Raw genomic sequence first — 24,513 nt, 5'->3', positions numbered from 1 at the left:
AAAATCATCTCACCAAATGCCTCACCTAATACGTGTGGCTTTTTTGTTTTATTTCCCTTTATTTTATTCTACTACTGCCGGTGGGTTTTTTATGTCTCAGGGACGCTATGGTACGATGGATTTTTGAATATAGCTCGCAAAGCAATTCCGATGACTGTAAGCTGAATGGGTATAAATAACATGTCCCATTGATTTTGAGATAGTCCACTGATAGAGGGACCCTTGGATTCAAACGGGGGCAGAATCGGATACTTCGTAAGCACAGTTAAAGTTGTTACCACGATCGTATCTGCAAAACCGAAATAATAATGGAGAGCATATCTTTTTTTGTGAAAACGATAGAGGACTGACATGGTGAGTAGACCCAATGGCTCAAGAAGCAGATATTTTTGGTTCTCAAAGGTTGGCAGTGATAGGAGTGCGATGCGATAAGCAGCGTGACAATAGATCCATTGTAAAGGTGAGGATCGAAATATGAAAAATCCACGATCAAACTGAGTCGTCTGGAAACGTTCTTTTGTCATTTCCTGAACCAACCAGAAGAGAAGAGTTAGACATACAATGCGACTGAGGAGCCCGCGATAGGTGCCTCCATCGGGAGTGAAAACCATAACGAAGATATTCGTTACCACAGCAAAGTTGATATAACGGGAAAACCATGGCAAAAACCTTTTCCGCTTATCTTCGGGAAAACTAGCAAATGCGATTACGGTTCCCAAGCCAAGGGGCAGAAGCAACATAAGCTTGATAAAGCCCATGATTTCGACAGGATCATGATGAGATTCGCTGATAAATTGAATACAAGCTAACAGAGTAAAGGTTGCGATAAGCATAGAAAGAATGGTTTGGCGAAAACTTGCAAGGCAACAAACAATTGCTACAATTAAAATGGCAATTGCGTTGTTCCAAACAAGTAAAGTGAGATCCATGCCTTTTTTGCCTTATGTAATTAAAAAACTGCGGTCCTAATGATTCTGGGGTCAATCAAGAGTGGAGCCAATTCTTCTTTGTGAACATAGTTTTCCTGGTGAAACGCAGAGAAAAGCATCTTTGTTCGAATGGAGGTGACTCCCTGGACGCGTAAAAATCTTTCCAAATCAACTGGACCAAATCAAAGAATTTTCTTCGCAAATCTCCCATTTTGTTCTCAATTTTTTCCCTTTTTCGAAAGGCAATGTCCATTTTTACCATCTTCGTTTGATATAAAGGCAAAGGAGATTGATATGACTCAAAAACAAGAACGGAACCGGCAACCCAAGAGGAATCGTATTCTATTGCGGCTAGGTTACTTTTCTGTGATCATTTTAGCTTTGATCCTCTTTTCCTTTGCAGTTGGAATCTGGTCTGCAAGCAACCAAATTTTATTTCCGGTATGGAAAGGGATCAGTAAAAATTTTAAGGAATGTAGCCAAGAAGGGGAAAAAGTCTGGGGCAAATCCTGTGGGAATATTCGCATCACAAAACAATTCCATTTTCATGAAGTTTCTTTTCTGTCGTTAAACGGATATGATTTGTCTTGTCATGGCGAGGCTCCCTGTATGGTTCCCGGTTTAAGTTTTGGAAACCGCGAGTCGCGAGATGTTTTATCTGCCTATTTGTATCTTTTCAATAAATATAAGAATATTTTAATAGTTGGATCTTCAGTCGGGGCTTCTTCCGTTTTAATTGCGCTTCCTTTTTTGAGAGACGCGAAAGGTTTAATTCTAGAAAACCCTATGTTTAGTTTTGAAAGGTTGATTTTGGACTCTCCAGAGTCAGCCTCATTGCCGAATTGGGCAGTCCAGTCTTTGATTGGTCTTGTAACTACTAGAGGAAAATTTGATTTGTTGCTGAGTCCTGAAAATTCTTTACGATTGTCCAGTTCTGTGCCTTTATTTTTTATTCACAGTAAGAAAGATTCAGTTGTATCCTATCAACATTCGGAGTCTCTTTCAAAACTATATCCTGGCATGAGTGAAGTATGGTTCCCTGATTCAGGTTCTCACGGATTTATATGGGATGAGAATCGAACAGAATATGAAATCAGGGTTCGAAATTTTATCCGAAAAAATATAAAATAAAATCAAGAGAGATCCATCATGGAAGATTACTTAATTTTAATGCGTTTAGATATCCTTACAAAAGAAGCCCAACCTTCTCCAGAACAATTGCAGATTTATATGAAACAATACCAAGAATGGGTCAATGGAATAGTGGCAAAAAAGCAGTTCAAATCAGGGACAGCTTTGTCAACAGAGGGAAAAGTGATCCAATCGAATCATCTCATCACAGATGGTCCATTTGTGGAAACAAAGGAGTCTCTCGCAGGTTTCATCATCATTGAAGCCAGGAACTTCGAGGATGCAACAAATATTGCCAAAGATTGTCCCATCCTAATGGGAGAAGGTAACAGTGTGGAAGTGAGAAGAATCATCGGTATCCATAAGGAAGAAGAATAAAGGTATATGCGTAAGTCTTGATGGAGCAATCGGATCTTATACCGAATTTATTTCGAACGGAATATTCGAAGATTATTTCCGTGCTTTGTAAACAATACGGATTCTATCAGATCGAAATTGCAGAGGATATTGCAAGTGAAACTTTTTTGACTGCATCCAATGTTTGGGGTCTCAACGGGATCCCGGAAAACCCAGTCGCCTGGTTGTATGCAGTTGCAAAAAATAAGGCAAAGAATCTAATCCATAGAGATTCTATTTTTCAAAACAAGATACTTCCGTTTTATCGCAGAGACCTTCCTACATCCGAATTTGAGTTGGATCTTTCTGAAGAGAATATCAAGGACAGTCAGCTTAGGATGATATTTGCGCTCTCGCATCCTTCTATTCCCGTAACGTCTCAAATCGGTTTGTCTCTTCGGATTTTATGCGGATTCGGGATTGAAGAAATTGCAGATGCCTTTCTTTCCAATAAAGAGACAATTAGCAAAAGATTATTTCGTGCAAAAGAAAAGTTAAGGGAAAATAATATAACCTTAGAAATTCCTTTCTCTCTCGATTTGGAGAGTCGGTTAACTTCTGTTCTTAGAACCATCTATTTATTGTTCAACGAAGGTTACTCTTCTAGTCGGCGGGAGGTCCCATTAAGGAAAGACCTATGTTTGGAAGCGATTCGTCTCTGTTCCATTTTATTGGAAACAAAAGAAACGAATACACCGGAAGCGAATGCGCTTCTTTCTCTCCTTTGTTTTCATGTATCTAGATTTGATGCAAGACTTGATCAGGAAGGAGAAATTGTTCTTTATGGAGATCAAGATCGAACCCTTTGGAATGAAAACTATATCAAAAAGGGAGAGTATTTCTTTTTCCAGGCAAACAAAGAACCTAAGTTTTCCAAATACCATCTGGAAGCAGCCATTGCTTATTGGCATACTTTGCCTGAGGAAAAGGAAAAAAAATGGGAAACCATTTTTCAACTATATACCGGTCTTTTGAATTTAGAGTCTTCACCTCTCCTTTTATTGAATCGGGCCTATGCTTTGTTTCGAGCTGAGGGAAGGGAAGCTGCTCTCAAAGAACTAGAAGCGCTGGAATTAAAAACAAATCCCTATTATTATTCATTACTCGGCGAATTATATATAGAATCGGAACCTGAAAAAACAAAACTGTATTTCGATAAAGCTGTCTCTCTTGCCAAAACGAAAAACGATAAATCGGCACTTCGGAAAAGAATTAAACAATTGTTATCTTTTGGTTTGGCATTTTAAGCAGGATCCTCGGATACCTGAAATTTTTGTCACGTGTGATTTGTTGCCTCATAGCTGCGGATAAAAATTTTAAGTATCAGCAAAATCTAAAGAGGGGGAAATATTTCTATCTGATCTGCCTAGAATCAGTGAGTCAAAAAATCAGATGCATCTAATGTCGAGGATGTAGTAGGAAATCGATATTGACAAAAACCCATAAAAGAGCAGGTTCTTGCTATGTTCCAAGCCAAAATTGCTAGCATTTTAGACGAAGCTGAAAAATTCCAATCTCCCAAACTCAGCCTCTCTCTCTACAAAGTAACAGAGATTCTTTTGGGATACTCTCATGATACTGTAATTGATTTCAATGAGATGCATATAGAGAATTTGGAAATGTTCCTGGTTCGTAAAGCAAGCGGGGCCTTAAGCAAAATACCGGAAAGAGTTTGGAGTTTGGGATTTCTAGGGGAAATTGATTTGAGAAATAATTTAATAAAAGATATCCCTTCGGATGCTACGAAGCTCCCGATGGGAACCATTCTAAATCTGATTGGAAATCCTATCGAAAGTTTACCGATCCGCCCAGGGTATATCTTGGACTATTCGGTATATCTTCGTTTGGAAACGATTCCTGCGGAATGCATCTATGGATTCAAAATTCAAAGAGGCGAACTAACGAACTGGGAGATTCTGAATCGTTTTCCCAATCTCCAATATTTGGACCTAACTGGATGGAACCTGAAAGAAATTCCGGAACAGATTACAAATCTGAAGAACTTAACATTCCTTTCTTTGTCGAACAACCAAATCACTCAAATTCCGGAACGCATTACAAATCTAAAGAACTTAACATTCCTTTCTTTGTCGAACAACCAAATCACTCAAATTCCGGAACACATCACAAATCTAAAAAACTTAGAAGTCCTTTATTTATATAACAACCAAATTATTCAAATTCCAGAACACATCGTAAATCTAAAGGATTTAGAAGTCCTTGATATATCGAACAATCAGATCACGGAAATTCCGGAACACATCACAAATCTAAAAAACTTAGAAGTCCTTTATTTATATGACAATCAGATCACTCGAATTCCGGAACACATCGCAAATCTAGCGAACCTAGAAGTCCTTTATTTACATTACAACCAGATCACTCAAATTCCAGAACACATCGCAAATTTGAAAAACTTAGAAGTCCTTTCTTTATCGAACAACCAGGTGACTCAAATTCCGGAACAGATTACAAATCTAAAAAACCTAAAAGTCCTTGATCTATCGAACAACCAGGTGACTCAAATTCCAGAACACATCGCAAATCTAAAAAACTTGGAAGTCCTTTATTTAATGGACAATCAAATCACAGAAGTTTCAGAACACATCACAAATCTAAAGAACCTAAAAGTTCTTTATGTATCGAACAACCAAATCACTCAAATTTCAGAACACATCACAAATTTAAAGAACCTAAAAGTCCTGGATCTATCGAGAAACGAGATCACAGAGATTCCGGAACACATCACAAATTTAAAAAACCTAGAAGTCCTTTCTTTATACGGCAACCAGATCACTCAAATTTCAGAACACATTACAAATCTAAAAAACCTAGAAGTCCTTTATTTATATAACAACCAAATCACTCAAATTCCGGAACATATCGCAAATCTAAAGAACTTACAAATTCTTTATTTATATATCAATCAGATCACTCAAATTCCGGAACAGATCACAAGTCTAAAGAACCTACGAGTCCTTTCTTTATTTAACAACGAGATCACGGAAATTCCAGAATACGTTACAAATCTAAAGAATTTGCAAATCCTTACTTTGTCGAAAAACCAGATCACAAAAATTCCGGAACACATCGCAAGTCTAACGAACCTACAAGTCCTTTATTTAACGGACAACCAAATCACTCAAATTCCAGAACACATTGCAAATTTAAAGAATTTACAAGTCCTTGATCTATTTAACAATCAGATCACAGAAATTCCGGAACACATCACAAATCTAAAGAACCTACAAATTCTTTATTTATTGAATAATCAAATCACTCGAATTCCGGAACACATCACAAATCTAAAGAACTTACAAATTCTTGATTTATCGAACAACCAAATCACTCAAATTCCAGAATACGTTACAAATTTAAAGAATCTACAAACTTTAAATCTCGAAAAAAATCCTATAGCGGACTAACCCCGGAGCGAATGAGTGAGGAATAAAATGATGGTTGTTCTCGTCGGCAGTAAACTAACAGAAAGAGTGGGCTCGTCGCCGTGCTAGAATAGCACGTATCTGAAATCGAATCGTCTTTTTCGGATAACGGATATTATGCTTGCTTAGGGCCAAGGAAAGTCTGTACGACGAAGTTCGATCCCGTTCCAGAGTAAGATCTTGCCGTCTTCTTTCATTGTAAAAGTATAAGTGCTTCCTGTGTTGTCGTGGATCGTAACTGTACTGGCTGAGGCCTTATAGGTGCCGACGCCTTTTTTGTCGGAACCGGGTAAAATATAGGTCACTTTTTCCTCTGCGAAATCGAGTCGCCCCGCCTGCGCCGCACCTATGACTCCCGGTTTTTTTTTCTGTGTGCTTTCTGCCGGTTTGCCCTCATAACTTTTTCCAGAGAGATCCAACGATGCACAATGAGTGCAGAAAAAACCGGCAACTGTAAGCAAAAAGATTCTGAAAGCCATACCGCATCAGAACAATTTTTTGCTCCCCGTCAAGAATCTTTTTTTTCTTAGTACTATCCCGATGAGTTGAACAGTAAAATGGCCAAGGAGATACAAAACACCGAGGCATTTCTATAAATTCAAAATTAATTCCCCTTGTGATTTTAGTTTAGGCTTTACTTCTTTCTTTGATGATAGAGAATCTCTCGGACAGCAAGACCGCTTAACTTCTTGCTGTCCGAGAAAAGTGGGGATTCCTATGAAAAATATTACCATCCTATTTGCGGTCTGTCTGATCCTCAGCAGTGCCGTTTTCGCCACTCAAGGTGGTAAGCGCATGAGCATCGTTAAACCACCTGCGAAACCCACAGTTACCGCCCGCTCCGTCGAAGTCAAAGGCACCCGCTGGAAAAACGGCCAGACTGTACGTATCCTATTTCTAGGAGGCACGAATGCCGAACGCCAGATGGTGCGTAGCATTGCTGTCGAATGGACGCGTTATGCGAATCTGAATTTTGAATTTTTCGACTCCGTTGCGCAGCTCCGGGGGCAAAAATCCAACATCCGTATCGATTTTGAGAAAGGTGCCGGTTCCAATTCTGCGGTAGGCAACCAGGCAGAATCTTTCGCACAGAATGAACCTACGATGAATTACGCATGGGTAGATAAAGCCACCATATTGCACGAATTCGGTCATGCACTGGGTTTAGAGCACGAACACCAGAATCCATCCAATCAAGTACGCTGGAACAGAGATGCTATTTTCAACGAGATGTCTAGGGATGGATGGACGATCGAAATGGTAGACGATTTTATCATCAAGCCGCACGACCGCAATCGTGTTAATTTCAGCCAATACGACCCCCTATCGATTATGGTCTATTCGTATCCTTCGTCGTGGACTCTTGATGGTTCGTCGGTAGAACTGAATACAGAACTTTCCGAAATGGATAAGACCAATATCGCAAAAATGTATCCTGGTAGAACTGCTGTAATTGAAGAAAACGTGGCTCCCGTAATCACACCAGTGATCGATGACGAACCAGTTACTAACGACACTCACACAATGTCGGGAGTTTCTAAAATTAATTGCCAAGACTTAGAGGATATGTCTGAAAACGTATCTGGCGCAAGTTCGTTCACTGTTCAAAATAATACGAAAGATATTCTTACTTTATATTGGTTTAGCGAGGGCAAAAAGACCAAGTATGCAACGATTCGTCCAGGCAAAAAACATCAGCAAGGAACCTATGTCGGCCATCTCTGGGTCATTGACTCTAATTCGCAGTGCAAACTGGCCTTCGCAATCTCCAAATCTAAAGGAAAGCTTGTGTTGAACCAATCTAATTGATTCGTTTGTTTTGTGCAAACTCCCAACCTAGAAGTTTTTGAACCATAGTTCGTTTCTAAGTTGGGGTCTTACCGAATTGGGATGCAAACGGTTCCACATAACTAAAAATAAAAGAAGCTTATTGCGAGAGGGATAGTAAGGGCGCGGAGCGGTCGCTTTAGCGACCGAAGCCCTGCATAGCCCGACCCCGATGTATTGAGATTATTTTTATACATGAGTAACAAATTTCGAAACATCGTTAGGTGTTTGGGGGCTCGCCCGGAATCGTCATTATCTTTTCAATCTGTATTCTAAGCTAGACCTTCGTATTCCTAAAATTTTTGCTGCATGTGATTTATTTCCCTTCGCTTTCTGTAATGCCGATTGGATGATTTTTAAAGCATAGGCATCCATAATCTCATGAAAATTACCGTCAATATCAGAAGGGAAATCATTTCGTAGGAAATTATTTTTAGGGTTTGCCGGCTTTTGGTATTCCTTTGCTAAGATGGGAAAATCATCAAGACTGAGCCCGTTTTCTTTTGTTGTACTCAATGCACGGAGTAAACTATTTTCGAGTTCACGTATATTGCCTGGCCATGAATAATTTTGGAAAGCGGTAATCACAGAAGAAGGAATCATCTGAATAGGAGTGTTCATCTCTTTGGTAAAGGAGGTTAACAAAAAATTTGCGAGAGGTAAAATATCTTCCTTTCTTTGTCGCAAAGGTAATAGATCGATCCTGAATACATTGATTCTATAATATAAATCTTCTCTGAATTCACCGGCACGGATGAGTTCTTCCAGATTTCGATTGGTTGCAAAAATAAATCTACATTCTGCTTTCAAAAGAGCGGAAGAGCCGATGGGGGAATATTGTCTTTCTTGTAATAGGCGTAGCATCTTGGCCTGCATGGATAGAGGCATCTCTCCAATTTCATCAAAAAATAAAGTTCCTTTCCCTGCTTTTTCGACAGCACCTGTTCTGTAATTTTTTGCATCGGTAAACGCACCTTTAATATGACCAAAAATTTCATCTTCCCAAAGATTTGCAGGAAGAGCTGCACAGTTAAGGGGAACAAAAGGTTCCTCCGGTCTCGATTTTTCATGAACCAAATTAGCAAAAAGTTCTTTCCCTGTTCCTGTTTCTCCATGAATGAATACCGGACGATTGAGCGGGGCTATTCTTTCTATATGATCTAGGGTTTCTTGTATCGCCTGACTTCTGTAAACGAGAGTCTTACCGGCTACTGTTTGATAGACGATTTCTTTTTCTGCATGTACTGTTTTTAAATCCCTAAGTTCTGCTTCCGCTTGGTTTTTGAGATAACGGATTCTTGTATTATCATTCAGATTTCGAATCAGAGCTGCAAACGGAATCCGCAAACGTTCCAAAAGATCCACTTCATCTTCGAAAAAAGGTCTTTTTGTTTTTTTATCTCCTAAAAACAGATAACCACAGATTTGATTTTGAAGTACTAACGGCATCACAACTCTGTATCCCAAAGAGACTACTTTGGGTCTATAACCTACGGTTCGTCGAACCAATCGAAAATAATTGGAAGTGAAACTTGTTTTTTCCCTGAAGGGAATGGATGCATCCTCATCTAACAAAAAGATACGATCACTTTCTTTTACAAGTTCTACTGGTAATTTTCTCCCTCTGTTGACACGGCTAAACACTAATCTGGATGCAATTTCTTTGATTTCAGATGCGTTCTCTCCTAAATCATGTAAAATCAACTTATCTTCATGATCTACTACTACAGCAAGGATTTTGGAAAGACCCAAATTGGTATATATCGGTTTTAACAAATCATCCAACATCTCATCCAAATCAAAATAAGATCCGGAGGATTGTTTGAGAAACACTTGAACGATGGCATCTTCCACATTTCCCTTTGGCTGGAAGATTAATTTTTCCAGTTTCGGATGGAGGATGCTTCCATATAGAATCCCTGCGGAAAATAATAAAGAGAAAACGATTAAATTATGATAAGAGAGTGTTTCTTTTTGGAGGAAACTATCCACATAGGTGATTAGGAAATAAATCAATACGGAGATCGTAATTCCAAAAATCAATCTGCTTCCAATTTGAATCATCGCCTCACGAAAATTGAGTAGTGGATGGAATTGGATTGCATAAATGATGAGAGCAAGCCCTAAAACAGATGTGGCAGGTCCTAAAAAAAAGTATTCCCACGATCCGAAAGCGGGGAGGAGAACAGAAAAGAATACGGTGATAGTTAGGTGAAAGAGTATGGATAGTAGTAAACGTAAGATCCTGTTTCTTTTGCGCGGATCGTTTGTATTTCTATATTTCCAAATTTGTAAAGTCACTCCGGATAGAATCATAGAAACAATCCAAACACTGGTTATATAAAAAAAAGGGCCGACGACACCTACTTGACCTCTATTTTTAATCCATAAATCGGAATAGGTGAGCGGGGTAAGAGAAAGGGATATCAATCCGAATAATAAAATTCTATATTTGGAAGATTTGTTTTGCGAACTTTCCGGAAAAAATTCACAAAATATATACATGGCGAATCCTACACAAAGTACGGAAACTCCAGCGAGTGTGCCTACTATGTAGGATGGTTCATGGTATTTGGAAAGGTAATAAGACAGAGTGTGAAAAAAATACCAGGCAAATAAGGAAACTACAAGTCCAAGGAAGGCTTTACCTACTTTGCCTAAATTTTCTTTTAGGAATGTGATAACAGTGATCACAACAAGACAGGTTAGGATGATAAAAGCGACAAAGATCCTAACCTGGTCTAAATGCATTGAATTTTAATTCTCACCAATTTCGGTGTCTACGGAAGCACCATGAGCTTTTTCCCAATCGGCAGCGTACTCTTCCAGAACACGCAAACGTTCTTTTTTATCGGCTCCTTGGTATTCGAGAGGAGAAAATTGAACTACATCATATCTGTTGAGAGTCGTATATGGTTCTTCAGGGAGGGGCATCCATTCTTGCAAAGGTTCATGGGTGACTGGAACCTCCTGGCCTTTTGTGATCATTTCGTTCAGTTTACGCGGGTCATAGGGCAGATTCATTCGATGGCCTCTTAAATTTCTCAAGATAAACCTGCCTTCTTCAAAACCCCTGTCGTGGAAAATCGCTCCGAAAAACGGTAAATCCACCTTTTGAGATGTTCCTTTCTCCAGATACTTTCTCATATATACCCAATGATAAGGCGTTTCCGATTCTTTGTCAAAGAGGTTTGCTTCAAAGATGTACTGTCCTGGTTTGTAAATATCAACTTCCGCACTGATATATAGGGAGCCATTCTCTAAATATTCACGGTAATTCCCCGTAAATTTGGCAGGTAGGATCGGTGTTGAATTGAAGGTAAAACTGGCTTCTGTTTCTTTCAGTTTGATACTGGGAGCATCAAACTTAACTTTCATGGTAAGTTCTCCCCAATGCAATTTTTCTCCTTTCCTTGGTACCCAGGAAAAAGTATAAACTCCATCATTTGCTTCGTTGTCATACCCTGCTCCTGAATCGTTATAATCTGCAGTGCCAACCGGTTTTTCGCCAAACACCAAATCGGATTGGATTTCTGCAGAAAGGATTCTTGCGTGAACCGGCTTATCTGTTTTTGCATCATACACTTGCAGCCAAGCAATTGCGGGCTTATCTTCCGTTACCATATATAAACTGCTGTACCATGAGAAGTAACCTTGAATTTCTCCATCCGAATCCGGTTTGAAAATAGGAACTTTCTCTTGATTGATTTTAAATGGATTCAAAAGGTCTGCCATCTTTTTTGTAAGAGGTCTGGAATCGGAAGGATAACGATACTCTAGCTGGTATTCCATAAATAGTATTTTAGGTGTTGCTAATTCTGACTTTTGTAGGATTCGTTCGGTTTCTAAGAAGTCCGGGCGCCAAACTTTAGATCCATCCCAAATGGTTTCGGAAGACTCATGGGGAATGCCTCTTTCGCGCATTAATTTTTCTTCCGCCAGAGTCACAGCAATATGATCTTTTTTTTCCGTTCTCAAAAAAGAGAATCCTGTTAAAAGGATCAATCCGGATAAAACAATCACTCCGATGAAAACATTTTTTTTAGAAAGAAACCTTTTCATATATTCTCCTGAAATAGAACATAAATTTTGAATTCATTGATTTGGATTAAAAAATATAAAACATGAAGCTAACAAAAAAAGAGCGAAAGATATATCCTTCGCTCCTGAATGATGGATTCAGAGTTATATTGATTTAGCTTTAGGCATTATAGATACCCGAGCAAACGATCTAATGCATCTCTTGCGACAGGCTGCATTGCGCTGTGGTCCGCATTATACGCACCGGAACCTTTGCTTGTGTTACAAGTGACTGCCCCTTTCGAATTGCAATAAGATACATGTTTTGTGTATTTCGCATTTTTTCCATCCGCACAATTCGTCATTGTTCCATGAGAAGAATATCCGCAAGCTCCGGAAAAGTTTACTAATTTATCGTCTTCACCTTTGATTGCAGTGGAAGCAGGTTGTGCGGATTTATAACCGGCAAGACTGTGGATGGTTACCTTAGAAGTATTGTGGTTGAAACTTCTTGCAGTTCCTGTCTTTAAAGCTTTTGTCATATTATTAGGTTCCCCTGCAATCGCCCAGCCAAGTAAACTCAAAAGAGGACTGATGAGTGTTGCGGTAGTTCCGATATCTGCAACGGAAGAACCACCTGCAGCACTTGCTCCTGCAACCACATAAAGTAAGTTTGCCGGTGTACCTTGTGTCGCTAGATAATATTCTGTTGCGTAACATCCTGCGCTATGACAAATGATGACACATTTGTTCGCTCCCGTGCAAAAAGAACTGATGGCGCTCGCCAACTTTGTTTGTGCTCTAGTTGTTCCTGATGTACGAGGGTCTTGGGTTGAGTCATAATTGACAAAACGACTTGCTCCCCAAGCTGTAGATCTTCTTTGGTGAGCGGCACCGTAAGAATCCGAGTTTCCCCATCGGCTTGTGTTTGTGTTGGACAGGCCACTAGAATCGGATCCCTTTCCGTGGACATAAATCACATAATTGGCGGCAAATGCCTGGTTTGTTGCGAAAGAGATTAGGATTGCTATGGACAATCCTATCACCCTGATTTGATTCTTTAGACTTTTCATATGTTTTTCCTCTTCTTTCTGAGTTTGAGTAAAGCCCAATGCAAAAGCCGTACCAATGCCTTGAATGTTCTATTTTTGCCATATTTTGCCGATTTGAGCCGGTTTGAGCCGGTTTTGTTTTGAATCAGGTGCCGAATTTTCGGAAAAAGCCGAATTTTAAGGTGCCGAATTTTCTGCATCTTGGGGGATTTCCAGCATTTCGAGAGGATTTACTTCCGTTCTATTTAGGAATAGAAAGCACTGCCATCCAAGAAGAGAGAGTAGAGAGACAGAAAAACAGTTTCATTGAAAATCGGGTGGGAAATCTTCTTTTTTTTAGAACCAAAAGAGAGCGGTCCGGGACATTTGAATGTATGAATGACAAATCTTATGTTGAACTTTTGAACCAAGCTAAATCCGGGGATTTGCGAGCTTGGACTCTTTTACAAAATCGGTTTTCCAGTTTTGCCATCAAGTTTGCATCTAAGATTTTGAAGGATGAAGATCTTTCTCAGGACGTAGTTCAGGAATCTTTTTGGGACTTGTATCAAAATTTAGAAAAAATTACGACTCCTGCCGCATTTCCTTCTTTGCTCAAAAGAGTTTTGATCAAACACGGCGATCGTATTTTGAGAAAGAAGGAACGTCGGAATTTAGTCTTTGTGGATCCTCATCATATAGATCAAAATTCCGAAGAATTACATTCCTCCTATTTAGAGAAAGAACGTTATGAAGCGATTTTAAAAAATCTGGGTCAATTGGATCCGGCGGATCAGAGGTTAATCGAACTTTATTATTACAAAAATTATTCGTTAGCGGAAATTTCGAAATCCGAAGGGAAGACTTTATCATTCATTAAAAAAAGACATATTCGTATTAAGAAAATCCTTAGGAACGGAATCGGTGAATCCTTTCGTCCGGAGGCAAGTATCTCTCTTATGATGGCAGCTTAGGAGTCGACTTTGGAAACAGCGCAAGTTAATCCTAACGGACAAATCGAAAATACTTATATAGAACAACGAAAAGTTTTTTTATGGGGAGAAGTAAACGACAACTCTGCGAGATATTTGATCGATCGGTTTTTATATCTTGAAGCTTTAGATCCTACAAAACCCATCACTCTTTATATTCATTCCCCAGGTGGATCTACTTATGCTGGTTTAGCGATATTGGACGTAATGAAAAGTCTGCATAATCCTGTACATACTATATGTTTAGGTATGGCGATGTCATTCGGTGCGATTTTGCTTCTTTCCGGCGCTAAAGGAAATCGTTTCGCTTTCCCTCACAGTAAAGTCCTGATCCATCAGCCACATGTGATGGGAGAGTTTAAAGGGCCCGCAGAAGACATTCGAATTTTTGCCGAATCCGTAAAGAGGGAAAAAGATTTGTTAAATCAAATTATGGCCAATGCCACTGGCCAATCTTTGGAGAAGATAACGGAAGACACAGAACGTGATACTTGGTTTTCATCGCTGGAGGCATTAGAATACGGTATCATTGATAAGATCATCGGAGTTTGAATTTGAAACTGCTCCATGAAAAATTTTAGGTTAAACGAATGCATTTCATGCATTACTTCCAGGAGTCGTGATCGTCTTTGCTTATATATGCCCGACGAAAGGACGCTGCCATTGCTTCCGAATGATTGATAAAAGCTTCCCCCTCTTTCGCATTGTTAGCGATTACTAGATGCAACATTCCTTTGTAAGTGATATATCTATAATAAATGTTATATTTTGCGCTTTCTCCTTTGAGATAAATTTCTAGCTCAAATCCGGTTTGTTCTCGCATAAAGTAGGATCGACTGTACCATCCTGAGTTCTCCGGCTTGGGTTCGACGGAGATAAAGCCATCCCAAATTTTGCCGTCGATATCGTGATCCTGAAGCAGTTCGCCATCTTCGGATTCTTGCAGCCAGCCTGGCCAAGGTCGGAAAATTTCCATCTCTTCGTTGTTATTTATTTGCATTGGTGATATCTGCCTTCCGGCCTATTTATAAGAATCCCTAGGTTGCGTATTTATTCCCTTTTCGCAATTCAATTTTGCCGTTACGAAACTGCTTTTCGCTCATTCCCTCTGGTCGATTTTATATTCTTTTTTTTCCGAATGGATTCTACTGCTTAAAAAAACGTCTAAAAAGGAAATACAAATTGGAAGTCATTTTTTTGAAACAGATCACTCTCATTTTACTTTTACTTTCTGCTGTTTTTCATTTTGATTGTAGAGCCTTCGGAAAAGATCCCGATGGCGCTCATTTGGAAAGGATAAAAACATCCCCTCAATTTGATCCGGAACGAGAACAGTTTGTAAACCGCAGGCCCGATATTATAGAAAAAATGAGAGAAAACCAGAATTACTTTTCTCTCATATTCAAATTCTTGTTTGGCGGTGATAAAAATAAAAGGCCGGATGTTCAATTACCGGAAGAAAAACCTGACTTTGCGGAGTTCCTTAAACCGGAGAAAAATATAAAATTCATTTGGTTTGGACATTCCACCTTTCTTGTGAATATAGAAGGGAAACTTTTATTTTTTGACCCCGTATTCTCCGGATCGGCAGCCCCTTTTAGTTTTATGGTAAAACGATTTCAAGATGCTGTGGTAAAACTGGAAGAACTGCCTCCGATCGATTTTATCATCATTTCCCATGATCATTACGACCATCTCGATATGCCTACAATCGAGTTTTTTAAAAATAAAAATACGAAATTTATCACTCCTTTGGGAGTCAGTTCTCATTTGAAAGAATGGGGCATTTCCGAAGATCGCCTAACGGAGTTGGATTGGTGGAAAAGCGTTACTGTCGAAAAACTCAAGATCGTATGCACTCCCGCACAACATTTTTCAGGAAGAAGCGGTATGAATGGCAATCATACTTTATGGTCTTCTTGGACAGTGATCGGAGAAAAAGAACGATTCTATTTCAGTGGGGACTCAGGCTACGATATTCACTTTAAAGACATCGGTGAAAAATACGGTCCGTTTGATTTAACATTCATTGAGAACGGTCAATACAATCCGATGTGGGAAGCTGTCCATGTTTTACCGGAACAAACTGCAAAAGCGCATTTGGATTTAAAGGGCAAAAGACTTGTTCCCGTACACTGGGGGATGTTTGATCTTGCTTTGCATAGTTGGTATGAGCCTGCAGAATCACTTGAGAAACAAGCGGAGATTTATAAAATCGATTTACTCACTCCCAAATTCGGACAGATCGTTAAAATTCGCGAACCTAATCTTATGGAAAGATGGTGGAAAAAATTCATCAGAAACGATTGAAATAAAATGAAAAAGAATAGCAGATTCTTAAAAAAGAGTGGCTCTTTCATCTACTTGTAATATCTGTAGTTACAAGTAGCCATGTCCATTCCAAGCCGATACAGCGTCGCCATTCATATCTTAACTTTACTTGAGATGGAAGGCGATTTGTCTTCGGAAGAAATAGCCGGTTCTGTGGGCACTAATCCGAGCATCATTCGTTTGCTTTTGGGTAAATTAAAAAAAGCAAAACTAATTGACGTTCGTCGAGGAGTAAAAGGATCCGCATTGGCAAAACCGGCGGATGAAATTTCTCTCTTGGAAGTTTACAAGGCCACGGAACTGGATGATTCTCTTTTTTTGCTGCACGAATACGCCAATCCGAATTGCCCTATAGGCAGGAACATTCAAAACACATTGGAAGGTATTCTGGACGAGGCGCAACTTGCCTTGGAGAATAAACTCGGTGAATACAAACTGTCTGATGTAAAAAAAGGAATTCAATTTCATTTGAATCGAGAGCGGAAACAAACTAGAAAAGGCGCATAAATTTTTTTAGCATAAGTTGTTATATTGTAAGTTACATTAAATCAAAGGAAGATAAAAATGAAAATCACACTCATTGGGGCCACAGGTTTTATCGGAAAACCTACACTTTTAGAAACATTGAAGCGGGGACATAAGGTTACTGCGATTCTGAGAGATCCTTCTAAATTGGAATTGGAGGATAAAAACCTAACTAAAGTAAAGGCGGATATCTTCGATACGGACGGACTATCAAAGATCATTGCTACAACGGATGCGGTTCTAGATTCTTACAACCCCGGTTGGACCGATCCCAAGATTAGGGAAAATATGATTCAAGGTTCGCTTTCGATTTTAAATGCGACTAAGAAGTCGGGAGTGAAGCGGATCATAGTGATGGGTGGAGCAGGTTCACTTGAAGTGCAACCGGGAGTTCAACTTATAGACACTCCACAATTTCCCAAAGAGTATTTTCCGGGAGCGGATGGTGCTCGTGAGATTTTGAAACATTTGCGAACAGAAGCGGAGCTGGATTGGACTTTTTTATCTCCGTCTGCGATCATCAATCCGGAAGGAAAACAAACAGGGAATTACCGATTCTCAAATGAAAGTTTACTAGTGGATTCTGAAGGAAATAGTACCATTTCTCTCTTGGATTTAGTGAACGCATTTGTGAACGAAATTGAAAATGGAAACTATATCAAACAAAGGTTTACTGTGGGTTACTAAGAGGATTTTATGAAGCAAAATAAATTTACTATTTTATATCGAATTTCGGTATTTATCGTTACGGTTTTTTCTTTCGTCTCAATCGTTTCTTGTAAACAAGAAACGGCTGAACTAGAGCAAAACAAAAAGAATGTAGTGGAATTTTATAATATGGTTTTTGTGGACCATCAGCCCGAAAATGCCGTGAAACAATATGTAGGTGAAAAATACATTCAGCATAATCCTTTCGTTCCAAACGGTACAGAGGCGTTTTTGAATTATTTTGTTCCTTATTTTCAAAAAAATCCGAATGCCACTGCAATCATCAAACGCGTAGTTGCGGAAGGGGACTTAGTTGTATTACATGTTCATTCCAAAGAAAATGAAAGTGATAGAGGCGTTGCCGTTGTTGATGTTTTCAGAGTGGAAAATGGAAAGATCGTGGAACATTGGGATGTTGTTCAAGAGATTCCGGAGACAACTGCCAATTCTAACACAATGTTCTGAAAGATAAACTTCGCATACGTCATATTCGATAGATGCATAAGCGAATTCAGATAGATGAGAAACTCAGACTCCGATTTAAAATTTGTGTCGAATCGGATTTTGAGTTTTTTCTTCGAACAAGAGTGACCCTAAAAAACAGGGAATTACTACAATCGCATTTATGATTCCATGCAGTATTACCATAATAGGCCACCCGTCGAATGATTTGGGAAATCCAATATAGAATTCATTGAGTAGGGCTAAAAGCAAACTGAAACAAAGAAAAAATAAACTGCACTCAATCAGAAGTTTGAAACTGGAATTTTGTTTTTTGAAAGATCTTTTGGAATACAAAAGAGAGGATGGAAATAGAAGAGAATATCCTATCACACCGATTTTTTTTAGGATCGGATTTCCATGAATCCCAAAGGCGATCAAAAGAAATAAGATAACAATGCATAGGCTTAAAATTGGATATGCGATCGATTCTTTGTCGTTTTGGGAAAGATGTGCTATTCCCGACAAAAATAACCATCCGATAAAACAACCGTGAATGGCTGCATAATAGCTCCACGTTTCAGTATAACCAAGTAAATAACATTGATTTGTTCCACAAAAAAACCAAACGGAGGATAACAAACTAAATCCGAAAGGAAACAGTCCGATCCAAGTGTAATTTTGAAGCAAAATAGTCCGATGTGTTTTATAAAATAAAATCAATCCGAATCCGCAAAAGAATATCCAGACAATGTTCAATTGCGGCATTCCAAAAAAGATTGCTAAAATTAATAGAAAGTATGAAATTAAGTGTAATCCGAAGTATGTCTTTGAATTCTTTAAAAAGAAGCGATTGCTAAATAAGGGTGCAATGGCATATCCGAAAGCCAGGACACTGAATAGTAAAGAATTTTCATTCATTGAATCGGTCATAAATGTCGCAAATAGCTCCCCACACACAAGAAATTTTTAGCTTTCATTGTTTTGAACTGCCTATTTATAAACTTCCTTTTTATTTGTTTTTTTATCTAAAAAGGAAGAAGGTAAAAGGACTAATACATTCAGAAACGCTAATTCCTATGCAGTTGGGAGAATCTTTGTATTCTTTCAAAAGATATCACCTAACTTCAGTTTCTGTTGTTGCGTTTTGGCAATCGGAAGAGGATTTAGATCGATTTTTAACTCTCTCCCCAAAAGATCCCATAGGTTCCGGATGGCATATTCGATTGAAATTGTATCGAAGATGGGGGAAAATTCGAGAATTACTTTCAGCTACATTGTATCCTAGGGATTCGGGTTATGACACTCCTACCGTAGCCATCACACTCGCTCGTTTGAAAATTTCACAGTTGATTCGGTTTACGAAATGGGGCAAACCTGTAGAGAAACAAGTTCGAGATCATCCTGGAAAGAGATTCGCTTTCGCTGCGTTTCGCCCCTTTCGAAATTTTTTGACCTTCAGCATTTGGAATTCGGAAGACGAAATGATCCAAATGGTCCAAGGAAAGAGTCCCGAGACGGATGGGCTTGAACATAAAGATGCTATGGCGGAGAGGAATCGGAACGATTTTCACTCTGAATTCACAACACTTCGATTCGAGATTCTGAAGGAAGTGGGAAATCGAGAAGATTTCTCTTAGATGAGCTGAGGTTGAAGGATGAGACATAATCTTGGGATCGGCGGGGGCGCCCCCGCCCGAGTTAGGGTGGAGGGGAGTGGTTCGTGGGCAGTCCCGTCTCTCCCTCTATCATATCTCCTTCGATTCGAAAACTCTTTTTCTTTCTTTACTTCTTTTCGCCTTTTTGACCCATTCTTTGCACCTTTTTATCTGCTAATCCAACTATAAGGTGACAAAGGGAAGATTGTTTTACAATACCCATAGGTTTTGCAGTAGTGATCTTTTGTTGTGTCGAATATTAGAATATTCTGGATTTTTTCTTCTTTTAGGATTTTTTCCGTCTCTTCCGTGGATCTAGTTTGCAGATCGTGAAAATACAGGTTGTCTTTAAAGGCGTTCCCCATATAAACATAACCTGCACCCCAAGCGAACACCTCAGAAACTCCTATCAAAGAATTTCCCTTTAATCCGTGTTTGTCTGCTTGTAAAAATAACTGCAAGTTTTCATTGCAAAAGTTCCATTGGATTTTTTTGAGAAGAACTGTTCTGTATTGAAATCCTGTCAAAAGGAGAATCAGCATCAGAAAAACAGGCGCCCATTTTTTTCTTTTCGCTTGTATCCAAGAATAGGAAACCAAAATGCCTGAGGCAATCAGATAAAGTAAAATAGGGTAAGATAGGTAGATGAATCTTAACTCTTTATGCCCTATCATAGAATGAATGAGAATGAATGATGCAGTCGCAAGAAGGATCGGATAGAGCTTTTTGAAATTGGAATAGATGCCTGGAATCAAAAAGATAAGTAAAAATTGAAAGTATCTAAGATACGATTGAAAGTAAAATGGGAAAGGACTGGTTCCCCATTGTTTGGCGACTCCTTTTACAATATTAAATTTGAAATAATTGAAAGAAGAGATAAAAGGAATTCCGTAATAGACAATGTCCGAAATTAAATAGATTACGAATCCAGTGAACAGTCCGAAAAGAAACCATCCTGCTTCTTTGATCAATTTTTTCTGCCAAAGTTGATAACAAAATAGAGGAATGTATAATATGAGAAACAATCCCATTTGAAACCGCAATCCGTATGTAAGCCCTAAAATCAGAGAAGGTAGAAAAAAACGATAGTCTTGTTTTTCGAATCGAATTTGAATCCAAAAAATTGACAAGATGGCCAGAGAAGTGGATATACTTTCCGTTAGGGTTCTGAATCCGAAGTAATAATTTAAAGGAAATAATAAAAAGACAAATGAGAAGATTAGGAAAATGATTCCGAATCCGATTTCTTTTTTCTCGGATTCCGTTTTGAGGAAAAACCGGGAAAGCATCAAAACAGAAGCCAGATAGATGCCTGCTAATACGACTCTGGTGGAATGAAATAATACGGTAGGATCGGTGGAAAATAAAAATACGATTCTAATCCAAACGGACAAAATGTAAGGATAAAGAACGCTTCTCACCTGATCGGTAAATTCCCAGGCAAGGTTTCCTCTCCCCGTTACCATAAAATAGGCAGGCTCAATGGATTGAAAGATTTCATCCGGCCACACGAATCCTTGCGAAAACATTAGCGTGAATAGAATCAATGGAATAGAAAAAATTACGATTATTATCTGCCAAAAAAAATGAGTAGGGGAAAACGAGTTGGATAGAAGGCGAATTTTCTGGAACATTAAAATCCTTTGGATACGGATTTTATGGAATTTGTGCCGGAATTAGGCTACTTCTTTTTTCGAGATGTTTTACAATTAATCTAAGTTAACCCAAACAAAACCTCTTAGTCCCGAATTTGTTTGATTGACTTTCCTAACGTTTTTCGTTTTCCTTTGTTTGATGAATTTTCTGAAAAAGAATTGGGCTTTTGTTCTTATCCTGCTTACCTATCCTCTCTTACAAATATACATCGGAACAAAACATAGTTTCATTTCCGATTCTCTGATCAAAGCGATGCAGGCAGAGTCCTTGTTTCAAAATCATTTTCAAACGGAAGAAGTTCTTTATCCGGGAGGAGAGTGGGATCCGGGAAAACAACTTTCCATTCTGGAAGGCATGGGTTTGTTCTCTAGAGGAAGGTTTATTGGACAATATCCGATTGCATTCACAGCCTTTCTTGCGGTTTTGAGGAGTTTCGGTTTCGTTTGGGAAATTCTTCCTACGGTCCTTTTTGTTTTTATACCTATCGCTTTCTATTTATTAGGTGAGTTTGGGAAAATCAAACAAAAGAACTTACTTCTGTTGTTGTTCGGAACGGTTCTTTTTCCATCTCTCATTGACGTGAACGAAGCTCCATTATTCTTTATGATTGTGACGATGGGCTTTCTCTATTGGATTCGTTTTCGAGAAACCGAATCTTCTAAACATCTGTTTCTTTCCTTATTCTTTTTGTCTTTAGGAAGTTTCTTTCGTCACGAATCCATTTTGTTTTTGGTTTCTATTTTTGCGGCAGAGTTATGGGAGAAAAGAAAACGGATCTCATTTTTTTTATCGATCCGAACCTTGCTCTTTGTTCTTGCTGGTTTTCTCCCTTTGATTGCGTTTTTAATTTGGAATCAGTTGGATTACGGACATATCTTAGGTCCTCGATTCATCTTTAATTATGGAAAAGACACTGCCTCGATAGGAGAGAGAGCGATTCGTTTTATTTCCATTATATTTACATATATTTCGAATGTTCCTAAGTTCGGCTTTTTTCTTTGCAGTCCGTTTTTACTCCTTCCTTTGCTTCATTCGATCCGGGGAAATTCTCTTTTGGGGCAGAATAAAAATGCATCCTTTTTGATTCGTTTTTCTGTTCTTTTTATTCTGTTAATCGCTGTTTCTGCACCTAATGACGGAGTGACGATATCCGGAAGATATCTTCTTTTGGCGATTTTGCCTTTGTTTTTTTTATATGAGATCTGGACTGCATTAGATCTTTCAAAAGGATGGAGGATCGCTCAAAAAGTTTCTATCGTATTTTCATTGATTCTTCTTGTTCTTGAGGTATTTGTCTTCAAAGCATCAGCAAAACAGTTGAAGCAGGCAAAAGAATTTATTGTTTCTCAGGACGCAGAAGTGATGATGTTCACAAATCCAGTGTTTTGCGGGCAAGCAGGATTAGAACATATACGAAAGGTCGTGTACTGCATTCATTCCAAGAATGAATGGGAAAAACCGCTTCGATCCATTTTGGATCGCAAGGAAATTTCCGAGTTCACTCTTTTCGGAGAAGAGGAAGAACTCAGAAAAAAGTTTGCCGGTTATGAAAATCAATTTAATGATTCTGATTTAAAGAAACTGCATTCCCTTCTTTCCGAAAAATTCATTCCAGAACCGCCAAAATCACATAAGATAGGTTATTTGGCACAAAAATACGTTAGAAAATCAATTCCCTAAGGTTGATTCTAAAAATTTACCGTATCCGGTCTCCTTTCCCAAAGAGGAAACCGGAATTCCTTCTTTCACTGCAAGTTTTCCGTTGATATAGACTCTCTTTATCGTTTGATCGTTTCTTCTCACCCATCTCTGAAAACCTTCCATAAAAGGCATGGGTGCTTCTATATCTTTCTCCAATTCTTCATTCAAGCGGGTGGGATCAATGACTACAAGATCCGCTCTTTTTCCTTTTTGAATGTAACCAGCATCGATTCCGAACCAATCGGCGATCTCTCCTGTGAGCCTGTAGACTGCATGTTCCAAACTCATAAACGGCTTCTTTTCTTTTTCCGCATCATACACTAACTTCAACATACGAAGAGGGAAATTATAATGAGCCATACCTCTCAAATGAGCTCCTGCATCCGAAAATCCTATGAGAATATCCGGATGAGAGACTATTTTTTGCAAAGGTTCTTTCCTGTGATTTGCCATCACGGTATACCATCTGATTTTATTTCCATACTCGGCAATCAGATCCAAGAAGGCGGTTACGGAATGTACATTTCTTTCTTTGGCGATTTGGTCTATGGATTTTCCGATGAGAGACGGATCCGGTGAAGAGACTATTTTTGTCTCTCTAAAGTCTCTATGAAACACTCTTGGTAAAAACCAATTCGTCCATTGGCGTTTGAACCAAGATCTGTATTTCGGACTTTTCATCAAATTCCTTCTTTCTAATTCGTCTTCGATGTGATTTGCCGCAGCACCCGCACCAAACTCTTCAAAGACGACTACATCCATCCCGTCCGCATAGAGATCGAATGGTTCAGGAAGAGATTGGTATTTGAAATCGGAACCTAGAATTTTATTGGTAAGTCGGCCGATCCAACCTAGTAATTTATAAAGACGCGGATCATACTTAACGTCCATCAATGAGATGATCGTCGTTTTTAAAGGCTTGCGAAAAATACCTAATGCTTCCCATAAAAACATAAGTAGATTGATTTTAGTGGATACATTCGGAACTCCCTGAAAGATCTTTCCTCTTTTTCTCAAGGTTCTGTTTAAATACCTATATTCTTTCCAAGAAGCGAATGTAGAAGGCAGCGGGCGGGAACGAAATCTGCTTCCGTCCATTTTGTCCCAAACGAGTGTGTTGATGGAAAGACCCATAAAACCTTCATTAAGTGCATCTTCCAGATAAAAGTTCATTTTTTCCAATTCATCCTTGCTGGGTGTTTCTCCTTTCGTCAAAGATCGTTCCAATCCCATCACATGGGCTCGGATTGCAGAATGGCCTGCAAAGGACGTCACATTCGGACCAAGAGGAAGTTCGTTTAAGTGTTGTTTGTATTCTTTGGCGCCGTTCCAATTTTTTCGTTTTTCTAAAATTTCCAAAACGTTCTTTCTGGGAATCGCTTCTACTCTGCTGAACATATCCGCCAAATCGACAGGGTCACCTAACGATAAACTTAAGGAACAACTTCCTAAAGAAATTGTAGTCACACCGTGACGAACCGATTCGGAAAGATCGGGAGCCACTTCTATTTCAGCATCGTAATGGGTGTGGAAATCAATAAACCCCGGAGTGAGCCAAAGCCCTTGACCTTCCACCACTTCCTCATTTTCCAAAGGCAAAAGAGATTCGGAAGAAATTTCGGAAATGATTCCGTCCTGGATTCGCAGATCTCCTTGAAAAGAAGGACTTTGGGAGCCGTCGAAAATTCTAATATTACGAATCAAGATAGTGGTCATTTCATCTC

At 39.0% G+C, this 24,513-nt stretch carries 22 protein-coding genes; 13 read left to right on the top strand and 9 right to left on the bottom strand.

Translation table 11 applies throughout. The features are described from left to right. Nucleotides 1-89: 89 nt before the first annotated feature. On the bottom strand, nt 90-929 hold the full coding sequence (locus tag EHS15_RS03310; RefSeq protein ID WP_135759119.1) for a hypothetical protein: 840 nt from the start codon (nt 927-929) through the stop codon (nt 90-92). Between the two features lie 294 nt (nt 930-1,223). On the opposite strand from EHS15_RS03310, the gene EHS15_RS03305 reads away from it, so the two are divergent. From EHS15_RS03305 to EHS15_RS03290, 4 genes are all read left to right on the top strand, one after another. Then, nucleotides 1,224-2,060, top strand: a complete 837-nt coding sequence (locus EHS15_RS03305) for an alpha/beta hydrolase (RefSeq protein ID WP_135759118.1) — start codon at nt 1,224-1,226, stop codon at nt 2,058-2,060. Between the two features lie 18 nt (nt 2,061-2,078). Then, nucleotides 2,079-2,438: a YciI family protein gene (locus EHS15_RS03300; protein ID WP_135759117.1), complete on the top strand. Its 360-nt coding sequence runs from the start codon at nt 2,079-2,081 to the stop codon at nt 2,436-2,438. Nucleotides 2,439-2,458: 20 nt separating this feature from the next. Continuing rightward, entirely contained in the window at nt 2,459-3,703 is a 1,245-nt protein-coding gene (locus tag EHS15_RS03295) for an RNA polymerase sigma factor (RefSeq protein ID WP_135759116.1), read from the top strand. A gap of 216 nt (nt 3,704-3,919) precedes the next feature. Continuing rightward, entirely contained in the window at nt 3,920-5,881 is a 1,962-nt protein-coding gene (locus tag EHS15_RS03290; RefSeq protein WP_135759115.1) for a leucine-rich repeat domain-containing protein, read from the top strand. A gap of 143 nt (nt 5,882-6,024) precedes the next feature. Here the strand turns inward: EHS15_RS03290 and EHS15_RS03285 are convergent, their stop codons facing one another. Further along, nucleotides 6,025-6,378 carry a hypothetical protein gene (locus tag EHS15_RS03285; protein ID WP_135759114.1) on the bottom strand — a complete coding sequence of 118 codons (354 nt, stop codon included), beginning with the start codon at nt 6,376-6,378 and terminating at the stop codon, nt 6,025-6,027. Between the two features lie 238 nt (nt 6,379-6,616). Here EHS15_RS03285 and EHS15_RS03280 point away from each other — a divergent pair, with 238 nt between their 5' ends. After that, complete coding sequence (locus EHS15_RS03280; RefSeq protein WP_135759113.1) at nt 6,617-7,708, top strand: M12 family metallopeptidase; 1,092 nt, start codon at nt 6,617-6,619, stop codon at nt 7,706-7,708. A gap of 270 nt (nt 7,709-7,978) precedes the next feature. Here EHS15_RS03280 and EHS15_RS03275 read toward each other — a convergent pair whose 3' ends face one another. From EHS15_RS03275 to EHS15_RS03265, 3 genes are all read right to left on the bottom strand, one after another. Next, on the bottom strand, nt 7,979-10,477 hold the full coding sequence (locus EHS15_RS03275; protein WP_135759112.1) for a sigma 54-interacting transcriptional regulator: 2,499 nt from the start codon (nt 10,475-10,477) through the stop codon (nt 7,979-7,981). A gap of 6 nt (nt 10,478-10,483) precedes the next feature. Continuing rightward, nucleotides 10,484-11,788, bottom strand: a complete 1,305-nt coding sequence (locus EHS15_RS03270) for a hypothetical protein (protein ID WP_135759111.1) — start codon at nt 11,786-11,788, stop codon at nt 10,484-10,486. Between the two features lie 146 nt (nt 11,789-11,934). After that, entirely contained in the window at nt 11,935-12,819 is an 885-nt protein-coding gene (locus tag EHS15_RS03265; protein WP_135759110.1) for a hypothetical protein, read from the bottom strand. A 353-nt stretch (nt 12,820-13,172) separates the two neighbouring features. Here EHS15_RS03265 and EHS15_RS03260 point away from each other — a divergent pair, with 353 nt between their 5' ends. Together EHS15_RS03260 and EHS15_RS03255 are read left to right on the top strand one after the other, a co-directional pair. Continuing rightward, nucleotides 13,173-13,751 carry an RNA polymerase sigma factor gene (locus tag EHS15_RS03260; protein ID WP_135759109.1) on the top strand — a complete coding sequence of 193 codons (579 nt, stop codon included), beginning with the start codon at nt 13,173-13,175 and terminating at the stop codon, nt 13,749-13,751. 9 nt (nt 13,752-13,760) lie between these two features. Then, nucleotides 13,761-14,321: a ClpP family protease gene (locus EHS15_RS03255; protein ID WP_135759108.1), complete on the top strand. Its 561-nt coding sequence runs from the start codon at nt 13,761-13,763 to the stop codon at nt 14,319-14,321. A gap of 52 nt (nt 14,322-14,373) precedes the next feature. Here EHS15_RS03255 and EHS15_RS03250 read toward each other — a convergent pair whose 3' ends face one another. Continuing rightward, entirely contained in the window at nt 14,374-14,769 is a 396-nt protein-coding gene (locus tag EHS15_RS03250) for a hypothetical protein (RefSeq protein ID WP_135759107.1), read from the bottom strand. A 191-nt stretch (nt 14,770-14,960) separates the two neighbouring features. On the opposite strand from EHS15_RS03250, the gene EHS15_RS03245 reads away from it, so the two are divergent. The 4 genes from EHS15_RS03245 to EHS15_RS03230 all read left to right on the top strand — a co-directional run bounded on the left by EHS15_RS03245 (nt 14,961) and on the right by EHS15_RS03230 (nt 17,798). Next, nucleotides 14,961-16,079 carry an MBL fold metallo-hydrolase gene (locus tag EHS15_RS03245; RefSeq protein ID WP_425460617.1) on the top strand — a complete coding sequence of 373 codons (1,119 nt, stop codon included), beginning with the start codon at nt 14,961-14,963 and terminating at the stop codon, nt 16,077-16,079. Between the two features lie 81 nt (nt 16,080-16,160). Continuing rightward, nucleotides 16,161-16,607, top strand: coding sequence for an Rrf2 family transcriptional regulator (locus EHS15_RS03240; protein WP_135759106.1), 447 nt, complete (start codon nt 16,161-16,163; stop codon nt 16,605-16,607). Between the two features lie 57 nt (nt 16,608-16,664). Next, on the top strand, nt 16,665-17,312 hold the full coding sequence (locus EHS15_RS03235; protein WP_135759105.1) for an NAD(P)-dependent oxidoreductase: 648 nt from the start codon (nt 16,665-16,667) through the stop codon (nt 17,310-17,312). 9 nt (nt 17,313-17,321) lie between these two features. Beyond that, a complete protein-coding gene (locus EHS15_RS03230) occupies nt 17,322-17,798 on the top strand; it encodes a nuclear transport factor 2 family protein (RefSeq protein ID WP_135759104.1) in 477 nt (158 codons plus the stop codon). A gap of 75 nt (nt 17,799-17,873) precedes the next feature. On the opposite strand, the gene EHS15_RS03225 is transcribed toward EHS15_RS03230, so the two are convergent. Continuing rightward, the gene (locus EHS15_RS03225; RefSeq protein ID WP_167884141.1) at nt 17,874-18,464 is read right to left on the bottom strand and encodes a YndJ family transporter; all 591 of its coding nucleotides are present in this window, start codon (nt 18,462-18,464) and stop codon (nt 17,874-17,876) included. 389 nt (nt 18,465-18,853) lie between these two features. Between EHS15_RS03225 and EHS15_RS03220 the strand changes: the two genes are divergently transcribed. After that, complete coding sequence (locus EHS15_RS03220) at nt 18,854-19,414, top strand: hypothetical protein (RefSeq protein ID WP_135759102.1); 561 nt, start codon at nt 18,854-18,856, stop codon at nt 19,412-19,414. A 185-nt stretch (nt 19,415-19,599) separates the two neighbouring features. Here the strand turns inward: EHS15_RS03220 and EHS15_RS03215 are convergent, their stop codons facing one another. Continuing rightward, nucleotides 19,600-20,961 (bottom strand): glycosyltransferase family protein, encoded by a 1,362-nt coding sequence (locus EHS15_RS03215; RefSeq protein WP_342775495.1) that lies wholly within the window; start codon nt 20,959-20,961, stop codon nt 19,600-19,602. A gap of 229 nt (nt 20,962-21,190) precedes the next feature. Between EHS15_RS03215 and EHS15_RS03210 the strand changes: the two genes are divergently transcribed. Further along, nucleotides 21,191-22,768: an LA_3751/LA_3752 family putative glycosyltransferase gene (locus EHS15_RS03210; protein WP_135759100.1), complete on the top strand. Its 1,578-nt coding sequence runs from the start codon at nt 21,191-21,193 to the stop codon at nt 22,766-22,768. Here the strand turns inward: EHS15_RS03210 and EHS15_RS03205 are convergent. Continuing rightward, a complete protein-coding gene (locus tag EHS15_RS03205) occupies nt 22,757-24,505 on the bottom strand; it encodes an N-acyl-D-amino-acid deacylase family protein (protein WP_135759099.1) in 1,749 nt (582 codons plus the stop codon). The genes EHS15_RS03210 and EHS15_RS03205 overlap by 12 nt on opposite strands. Between the last annotated feature and the right edge of the window lie 8 nt (nt 24,506-24,513).

This window comes from Leptospira idonii, from assembly GCF_004770995.1.
GTDB lineage: Bacteria > Spirochaetota > Leptospiria > Leptospirales > Leptospiraceae > Leptospira_A > Leptospira_A idonii.
Note: the sequence above shows the minus strand (reverse complement) of the source record. Positions and strands in the feature narration are given on the sequence as shown.

Excerpts from the sequence above, each read along its gene's own strand:
- EHS15_RS03265 (WP_135759110.1), bottom strand. The coding sequence starts at position 12,819 with ATGAAAAGTCTAAAGAATCAAATCAGGGTGATAGGATTGTCCATAGCA.
- EHS15_RS03290 (WP_135759115.1), top strand. The coding sequence starts at position 3,920 with ATGTTCCAAGCCAAAATTGCTAGCATTTTAGACGAAGCTGAAAAATTC.
- EHS15_RS03310 (WP_135759119.1), bottom strand. The coding sequence starts at position 929 with ATGGATCTCACTTTACTTGTTTGGAACAACGCAATTGCCATTTTAATT.
- EHS15_RS03285 (WP_135759114.1), bottom strand. The coding sequence starts at position 6,378 with ATGGCTTTCAGAATCTTTTTGCTTACAGTTGCCGGTTTTTTCTGCACT.
- EHS15_RS03220 (WP_135759102.1), top strand. The coding sequence starts at position 18,854 with ATGCAGTTGGGAGAATCTTTGTATTCTTTCAAAAGATATCACCTAACT.
- EHS15_RS03260 (WP_135759109.1), top strand. The coding sequence starts at position 13,173 with ATGAATGACAAATCTTATGTTGAACTTTTGAACCAAGCTAAATCCGGG.
- EHS15_RS03275 (WP_135759112.1), bottom strand. The coding sequence starts at position 10,477 with ATGCATTTAGACCAGGTTAGGATCTTTGTCGCTTTTATCATCCTAACC.
- EHS15_RS03240 (WP_135759106.1), top strand. The coding sequence starts at position 16,161 with ATGTCCATTCCAAGCCGATACAGCGTCGCCATTCATATCTTAACTTTA.
- EHS15_RS03305 (WP_135759118.1), top strand. The coding sequence starts at position 1,224 with ATGACTCAAAAACAAGAACGGAACCGGCAACCCAAGAGGAATCGTATT.
- EHS15_RS03270 (WP_135759111.1), bottom strand. The coding sequence starts at position 11,788 with ATGAAAAGGTTTCTTTCTAAAAAAAATGTTTTCATCGGAGTGATTGTT.
- EHS15_RS03300 (WP_135759117.1), top strand. The coding sequence starts at position 2,079 with ATGGAAGATTACTTAATTTTAATGCGTTTAGATATCCTTACAAAAGAA.
- EHS15_RS03215 (WP_342775495.1), bottom strand. The coding sequence starts at position 20,961 with ATGTTTTCGCAAGGATTCGTGTGGCCGGATGAAATCTTTCAATCCATT.
- EHS15_RS03230 (WP_135759104.1), top strand. The coding sequence starts at position 17,322 with ATGAAGCAAAATAAATTTACTATTTTATATCGAATTTCGGTATTTATC.
- EHS15_RS03295 (WP_135759116.1), top strand. The coding sequence starts at position 2,459 with ATGGAGCAATCGGATCTTATACCGAATTTATTTCGAACGGAATATTCG.
- EHS15_RS03250 (WP_135759107.1), bottom strand. The coding sequence starts at position 14,769 with ATGCAAATAAATAACAACGAAGAGATGGAAATTTTCCGACCTTGGCCA.
- EHS15_RS03235 (WP_135759105.1), top strand. The coding sequence starts at position 16,665 with ATGAAAATCACACTCATTGGGGCCACAGGTTTTATCGGAAAACCTACA.
- EHS15_RS03280 (WP_135759113.1), top strand. The coding sequence starts at position 6,617 with ATGAAAAATATTACCATCCTATTTGCGGTCTGTCTGATCCTCAGCAGT.
- EHS15_RS03205 (WP_135759099.1), bottom strand. The coding sequence starts at position 24,505 with ATGACCACTATCTTGATTCGTAATATTAGAATTTTCGACGGCTCCCAA.